The organism is Kitasatospora sp. NPDC059571 (assembly GCF_042735675.1).
Taxonomy (GTDB): Bacteria; Actinomycetota; Actinomycetes; order Streptomycetales; family Streptomycetaceae; genus Kitasatospora.
This window is the reverse complement of sequence record NZ_JBHWBW010000452.1, coordinates 1-6,422: the sequence shown is the minus strand read 5'-3', so window position 1 is coordinate 6,422 and position 6,422 is coordinate 1. Positions and strand designations below refer to the sequence as shown.

General features: G+C 75.5%; 7 protein-coding genes. 2 read left to right on the top strand and 5 right to left on the bottom strand.

Going from position 1 to position 6,422, the window contains the following annotated elements:
* Positions 1-143: 143 nt before the first annotated feature.
* Both ACFV0G_RS32615 and ACFV0G_RS32610 read right to left on the bottom strand, forming a co-directional pair.
* Positions 144-1,385 (bottom strand): cytochrome P450, encoded by a 1,242-nt coding sequence (locus ACFV0G_RS32615; protein ID WP_380555811.1) that lies wholly within the window; start codon positions 1,383-1,385, stop codon positions 144-146.
* A 121-nt stretch (positions 1,386-1,506) separates the two neighbouring features.
* Positions 1,507-1,659, bottom strand: a complete 153-nt coding sequence (locus ACFV0G_RS32610) for a hypothetical protein (RefSeq protein ID WP_380555809.1) — start codon at positions 1,657-1,659, stop codon at positions 1,507-1,509.
* A gap of 262 nt (positions 1,660-1,921) precedes the next feature.
* On the opposite strand from ACFV0G_RS32610, the gene ACFV0G_RS32605 reads away from it, so the two are divergent.
* The gene (locus ACFV0G_RS32605) at positions 1,922-2,863 is read left to right on the top strand and encodes an ABC transporter ATP-binding protein (protein ID WP_380555807.1); all 942 of its coding nucleotides are present in this window, start codon (positions 1,922-1,924) and stop codon (positions 2,861-2,863) included.
* Positions 2,860-3,708 carry an ABC transporter permease gene (locus ACFV0G_RS32600; protein WP_380555805.1) on the top strand — a complete coding sequence of 283 codons (849 nt, stop codon included), beginning with the start codon at positions 2,860-2,862 and terminating at the stop codon, positions 3,706-3,708. Before ACFV0G_RS32605 ends, ACFV0G_RS32600 begins: the two co-directional genes overlap by 4 nt.
* A gap of 97 nt (positions 3,709-3,805) precedes the next feature.
* On the opposite strand, the gene ACFV0G_RS32595 is transcribed toward ACFV0G_RS32600, so the two are convergent.
* From ACFV0G_RS32595 to ACFV0G_RS32585, 3 genes are all read right to left on the bottom strand, one after another.
* Positions 3,806-4,801 carry an aldo/keto reductase gene (locus ACFV0G_RS32595; RefSeq protein WP_380555803.1) on the bottom strand — a complete coding sequence of 332 codons (996 nt, stop codon included), beginning with the start codon at positions 4,799-4,801 and terminating at the stop codon, positions 3,806-3,808.
* A gap of 156 nt (positions 4,802-4,957) precedes the next feature.
* Positions 4,958-5,290 carry an STAS domain-containing protein gene (locus ACFV0G_RS32590; RefSeq protein WP_380555801.1) on the bottom strand — a complete coding sequence of 111 codons (333 nt, stop codon included), beginning with the start codon at positions 5,288-5,290 and terminating at the stop codon, positions 4,958-4,960.
* A 78-nt stretch (positions 5,291-5,368) separates the two neighbouring features.
* Positions 5,369-6,292 (bottom strand): arginase family protein, encoded by a 924-nt coding sequence (locus tag ACFV0G_RS32585; protein WP_380555799.1) that lies wholly within the window; start codon positions 6,290-6,292, stop codon positions 5,369-5,371.
* Between the last annotated feature and the right edge of the window lie 130 nt (positions 6,293-6,422).

The window sequence follows — 6,422 nt, the reverse complement described above, 5'->3', positions numbered from 1 at the left end:
GCCTCCCCGCCGCCCGGGCGGGGCGAGGCCGGGGTCCAGGACGGCGGCGGCGCGGGCCGCGGCGGCCGCGGTGCCCCCGGGGTCGGGGGCCGGTCCGGCGCTCTCCGCCGGGGTGGGGCCGCTCCGGTGCTCGGTCGCGGTGCTCATGCCGCCACCGCCGCATCGCGCCGGGGGCAGCGCAGCGGCAGCTCGCGCATGCCGCCGAAGACGAACTGGCCGCTCGGACGGAGGGTGGCCGGGGTGAGCGGGGTCGACAGCGCGCGGCTGCGGCCGGCCTCGGCGAGGCCGCGCAGCACGGCCGCGCCCGCCATCAGCGAGAGCGGCGCGCCGAGGCAGTGGTGCGGACCGTGGCCGAACGCCAGGTGGCGCAGCTCGGCCCGGTCCGGGTCGAAGCGGTCGGGGTCGGCGTAGCGCCGCGGGTCGCGGTTGGCCGCGGCGTACAGCAGGAGCGCGACGCGGCCGGCCGGGATGACGGTGCCGCCGACGGCGACGTCCCGGGTGAGTGCGCGGGCGCTGGCCCGGACCGGGCTGCCCAGGCGCTGGGCCTCGTCGAACACCGCCTGGGCGCAGTCGGGCTGTTCGCGGATCCGGTCGGCGAGGGCGGGTGAGCTCAGCAGTTCCCAGACGGCGAGGGCGAGTCCGGAGGTGAGTGTCTCCAGCCCGTTGGCGAGCAGCATCACCACGAAGGCGAGCAGGTCCTCGTCGTCGAGGCGGCCGTCGGCGCGGGCGGCGGCGAGCCGGCTGATCAGGTCGTCGCCGGGGGCGGCCGCCCGGGCCGCGCAGAGCTCCTCGACGTAGTCGCGGAACTCCTCGAATCCGGCATCGAGTTCGGCGATCCGGTCGGGGGCGGCGCGGTCGCCGAAGTCGTCCAGCAGGGACTGCGAGACCAGCCGGGCCCAGCCGGTGACCCGGTCCTGCTCGGTGTCGGGGATGTCGAGGATCGCGCAGGAGACGGCGACCGGGAGCGGCACGGCGAGGTCGGCGACCACGTCGAAGGTGCCGGCGGCGAGCAGCGGCGCGAGCAGGCGGTCGGCGGCGGCCTCGATCCGGGGCCGCATCTGCTCCAGCCGGCGGGCGCCGAAGGCGGTGGTGGCGAGGCGCTTCAGCCGGGTGTGGTCGGCCCCGTCGCGCATCGGGAGCATCCGGTCCACGATCCGCGAGAGCGCGGTGGCGCCGGCCCTGGGCAGGCCGACGGCGGTCGGGTCGACGGCCGTGCCGGGGTGCATCAGCACGGTGACGATCTCTTCGTGGCCGGAGACCACGTGGACCCGGCCGAGGTCGAGGACGGGGGCCTCGGCCAGCAGTCGGCGGTAGAGCGCGGGCGGGTCCTGCTGCGCGGCGGGCTGCTGGATGAACCGCGTCAGCTCGTGCCGGAGGGTGTCCATACCCGGCTCTCCTCAACTTCTGCTCGGTGGGCCGCCGTTCGGGGCGGCCGGGGTGGGGTGGAGCAGGGTGCCGCGGGGGCCCCGCCCGGTTCGGGGCGCCCCCCCCGCGGCACAGGTCCCGTTACTCCGCGGCGGCGTTGGACACCGAGCTGAAGCTGGAGACCGGGCAGGCCGCACAGGCCAGGGAGCTGACGCTGAGACCGCCGTTGACGGTGTCCAGCTCCTCGATCTCGATGTCGAACTGCTCGTTCTCGACCTTCTCGTTCTCGGCCATGACGGTTCCCTTCGGTTGTGGCGCCGGCCCCGACGGGGCCGATCGCCTGCGGTGTCCGAGAGCTGCCGGATTTTGCTTTTCCCGGCCCGCCCTCGGCGATGTCTCAACTATGCGCCGCCACAATTCCTTGCGGCAGTAACGGATGTCAGAAAGTGGCCCGTAGAAAATCACACACCCGCTCCCATGACATTTCACATGCACTCTGACCTGGCATTTTCTGCCGTCTTGCACAATGCGCGCAGGCTCGGTCAAGCTGCTTTCCATGACACTCACCACAGGCCCGGGAATTCCCGGGGAACCGGCCGTAGAGGTGCACCGGCTGCACCGCAGCTACGGCGAATACGAGGCCGTCCGCGGCGTTTCCTTCACCGTCGCGCGCGGGGAGCTGTTCGCGCTGCTGGGCACCAACGGCGCCGGCAAGACCACCACCCTGGAGGTCCTGGAGGGCCACCGGCCGCCGACCTCGGGCACGGTCCGGGTGCTCGGGCTCGACCCGTACACCGAGGGCACCGCGGTCCGCCGTCGCACCGGGGTGATGCTCCAGGAGGGCGGGTTCTTCAAGGAGCTGACCGTCCGGGAGACCGTCGACGCATGGCGCTCCTTCCTCTCCGGCGCACGGCCGGCCGGCGAGGTGCTGGAGCGGGTCGGACTGACCGGCCGCTCCGGCACCCGGGTCGGCCAGCTCTCCGGCGGCGAGCGGCGGCGGCTCGACCTCGCGCTCGCCGTCCTCAACGCGCCGGAGCTGCTCTTCCTCGACGAGCCCACCACCGGGATGGACCCGGAGGCCCGCCGCACCACCTGGCAGCTGGTCGAGGAGCTCAGGGCGGCCGGCACCACCGTCCTGCTCACCACCCACTACCTGGAGGAGGCCCAGCAGTTGGCCGACCGGGTGGCCATCATGGACCGGGGCCGGCTGGCCGCGGTCGGCACCGTCGCCCAGGTGCTGTCGGGGCACGGCACCCGGATCACCTTCCCGCTGCCCGGCGGTGTCACCCCCGCGCAACTGCCGTCCGTGCTGGGCGAGTCGGCGACCGTCGAGAACGGCACAGTGGTGTACACCGCGGCCAGGACCGGGCCGGCCCTCGCCGTCCTGCACGGCTGGGCCACCGGGCTCGGCGTCGAACTCGACGGCATCGAGGCGCGCAACGCGTCCCTGGAGGACGTCTTCCTGGACCTGGCGCACGAAGGAGCGAGCACCCGATGAGCACCCTCACCACGGCCCCCGGCGCCGGACGCACCCTGGGCTGGACCGGCTGGGCGCGCGGCCAGTTCCTGCTCTCCTGGCGGGTGTTCTGGCGCAACCGCCGCTCCACCTTCATCGGCCTGCTGCTGCCGGTCGCCCTCGACCTGGTGGTCGCCGCACCGCTGCGTGACCGCGAGATCGCCGGGGTGAACGCCGCCGCCTACAGCACCGTCGGCTTCATCGGCTTCGCCCTGGTCACCACGTTCATCAACCTGCTGAACGGCATCGTCGCCCGCCGCGACGACCTGGTGCTCAAGCGGCTGCGCGGCACCGAGGTCCCGGCGACGGCCATCCTGGCCGGGCAGTTCGGGGCGGCCGGCGCCGTCGTGCTGCTCCAGGTGCTGCTGCTGGGCGGGATCTCGGTCGGCTGGTTCGGCGCACCGCTGCCCGCCGACCCGCTGCTGCTCGCGGTCTTCCTGGCCGGTGGATTCCTGCTGTTCGCGGTGCTCGCCGCGGCGCTGTCGGGGATCACCCCGAGCGCCGAGGCCGCCCCGATGGTCGCCACGCCCGTCCTGCTGCTGTGCATGTTCGCCAGCGGCGTGGTCGCCCCGGTCAGCTCGCTGCCGCACTGGCTGCAGGCCCCGGCCCACGCCCTGCCGCTCGCCCCGGTCGTCGAGGGCCTGCGCACCGCCTGGTTCGGCCGCGGCTTCGGGGCCGAGTCCTGGAACGGTCCCGCGCTCGCCCCGCTCGACCTGCTGCAGGGCTGGCAGCACGCCCTGCCCGCACTCCTGCTGGCCGCCGCCTGGACGGCCGGGGCGGCGGTGCTCGCCCGGCGACTGTTCCGCTGGGAGCCCCGCCGCGGCTGACCGCGCCGGCCCCGGACCGGCCGCTCACCGACCCGGGACCGGCGGCCCGGCAGCCCCGGACCGATGGCTCGGCGGACCGGGCCCCGCCGTCCCGGACTCACGCCCAGGGCAGCGCCGCGCGGGTGCGCCAGTACGCCTCGGCGGGCTCGGCCAGCGGCGCCAGCCCGGCGAGCTCGGCCGGCCCGAGGGCGAGGTGTGCGGCGGTGAGGTTCGAGGCCAGCTGGTCCGCCGTGGCGGCACCGGACAGCACGATGTCCGCCCAGGGCTGCGCGGCGGCCGCGGCCAGCGCCAGGGCGTCGCAGGACGCCCCGGTGCGGGCGGCGAGTGCGCGCAGCCCGGCGGTGTCGGGGCCGGTGGCGTTGCGGTCCGCGAGCCGCCCGTTGGCCATGCCCTCCTTCACCACCACCAGCCACCCTGCCGTGTGCACCTCGGCCAGCGCCGGCCCGGCGGAGGGCTCCAGCAGGTTCCAGGTCGCCTGTACGGCGGCGAACAGCGGGCGGCCGTCCACCACCACCTCCGACGCCGCCCGGACCGCCGCCGCCTGGGCCGGACCGCTCGTCGACAGACCGATCCGGACCCCTTCCGCGGCGAGCTCCGCCAGCCGCCCGTGCAGCACGGGATCGGTCAGCGCCGGGCTGTCCGGGGTCACCGAGTGGACCAGGTAGACGTCCGGGTACCGGCCCAGCGACTCCAGGGTCTCCTTGATCTGGCGGTCGAGGACCGCCGTGGAGTGCTCCTTGACCTCGTGCACCGGCACGCCGGACGCCCGCCAGTCGGCGGTGTAGGTGTATCCCCACTTGCTGCCCACCGTCATGTCCGCCGCGGCCTGCGGGCGTTCGCGCAGCCAGTCTCCGACGAACTCCTCCGCCCGGCCGTACGAGCGGGCCGTGTCGATGTACCGCACACCCGCCGCACGGGCGGCGTCGAGCAGGGCGTGCGTCCGCTCCCGCAGGGCCTCGACGCTCCGGTCGGCCGGCAGGTCGAGCTCGCGGCCGAGGGTGATGTAGCCGGGGCGCCCGACGGCCGCCGTGCCGAGACCGAACCGCGCGAGCGGAGATCCGGCAGCAGGTCCGGTGACAGGTGCAGCCGACATCAGGAGCGTCCCTTCGGTGGAGCCGTCGGACGGGAACGGCGCGCCCCGCCCGCACCACGACCCTATCCGCCGCCCGGCCGCCCGCCCCGCCCCGTACCGCTCCCTCGCCGTTCGGATCCAGCGCCCGACCGGCAGGTCGCCGTACGGCTGACGTGCTCAGGGCGGGGCGTCCGGGAGGATCGTGAAGACCTCGGCCGCACCCGTGAGGTCGAGCAGCCGCACCACCGCGGCGGACGGGCGGGCCAGCGCGAACCCGATGCCCCGGCGGCCGGCGTCGCGCTGCGCCAGCAGCAGCCCGTTCAGCCCCATCGAGTCGCAGAAGTCCACCCCGGCCATGTCGACCGTGATCCGCGCCGGTGCGGGCCGCCGGGCCAGCGCCTCGCGCAGGGCGCGTTCCAGCGGTCCGGAGCCGCCGTAGTCCATCGGCCCGACCGCAGTGATCAGCAGCCCGGACGGGATCGTCCGGACCTCCACGCTCAGCCCGCTCATCCCTCCAGCCTCACCGACGGACCGCCACCGCGCACGCCCGTCCGTACGCCGCGTCCCGCCGCGAGGGGCCGCCCCGGCTCAGGCGGCGGCCCCGTCCGGCGGCGCGGTGAGGGCCCGCGCCAGTGCGCCGGCCACCGTGCGGACCATGCTGCCGTCCGGGTCGTGGTCCGGGTTGATCTCGGTGACGACCACCGCCCCGAGGTGCGGTGCGCGGGCGAACTCCGTGAGGCAGTCCAGCGCGACCGGCAGCGGCAGGCCCTGGTTGAAGTGCGGGAAGTTGGCGAGCGGCAGGTCGACCGAGTCGATCACGTCGGTGTCGAAGTGCAGCAGGAGCCGGGAGTGCCCGTCGGCCAGCGCCCCGCGCGCCGCGCGGGCGGCGGCCACCGGGTCGCTGCCGTCGGCGGTGACCTCGGTGCACGGGTTGGTGCGCAGGCCGTGCCGGGCCGCCATGTCGCGGCCCGCCCCGTTGACCTCCACCGGGTCGTGGCCGAACGCCACGACGGACGAGGCCGGCAGCAGGGGCGTGCGCGGCCCGATGTCGCGCAGCTGCGGGTCGCCCTCGCCGATCAGGTGGGCCAGCACCATCGCGTCGAGGATCCCGGCCAGGCTGGTGTCCGGCACGGACAGGTCGAGGTCGCCGTCGAAGTACAGCAGTCCGGTCTGCGGCCACCGGGCCACCATCGCGGCGGCCACGCCCAGGGTGATCGTGCAGTCGCCGCCCAGCACCAGCGGCAGCGCCCCGTCGTCCAGGATCCGGCCGACCCGGTCGGCGACGGACCGCGCCACGTCGGCGACCAGGCCGATGTTCTGCCGGTTCCGGTGGTCCGGATCGGTGCGGAACGGCACCACCGGCAGATCCCCCTCGTCCCGGACGGCACCACCCGCCGCCCGGATCCGGTCTACCAGCCCGGCGGCCCGCAGGGCGCCCGGGGCCTTCTCCTGACCCGGCCCGTGCGTCCCCGCACCGGACGGAACGCCCAGCACTGCGATCTCCCGAGGCATCGGCGGTGCCCCTCTCCCCGTCTCGACGTCTGGCGGAGCACCCGGCCGGACGGCCGGTGCCCCTGCTTCCGAGCCTAGGCAGCCGGGCGCCCGACGGCATCGCGGGCCGGCCGCGGAGCCGCTCCGCAGC

Coding starts and splice junctions, on each gene's coding strand:
- ACFV0G_RS32610 (WP_380555809.1), bottom strand. CDS start 1,659: ATGGCCGAGAACGAGAAGGTCGAGAACGAGCAGTTCGACATCGAGATC.
- ACFV0G_RS32590 (WP_380555801.1), bottom strand. CDS start 5,290: ATGAGCGGGCTGAGCGTGGAGGTCCGGACGATCCCGTCCGGGCTGCTG.
- ACFV0G_RS32615 (WP_380555811.1), bottom strand. CDS start 1,385: ATGGACACCCTCCGGCACGAGCTGACGCGGTTCATCCAGCAGCCCGCC.
- ACFV0G_RS32595 (WP_380555803.1), bottom strand. CDS start 4,801: ATGTCGGCTGCACCTGTCACCGGACCTGCTGCCGGATCTCCGCTCGCG.
- ACFV0G_RS32605 (WP_380555807.1), top strand. CDS start 1,922: ATGACACTCACCACAGGCCCGGGAATTCCCGGGGAACCGGCCGTAGAG.
- ACFV0G_RS32600 (WP_380555805.1), top strand. CDS start 2,860: ATGAGCACCCTCACCACGGCCCCCGGCGCCGGACGCACCCTGGGCTGG.
- ACFV0G_RS32585 (WP_380555799.1), bottom strand. CDS start 6,292: ATGCCTCGGGAGATCGCAGTGCTGGGCGTTCCGTCCGGTGCGGGGACG.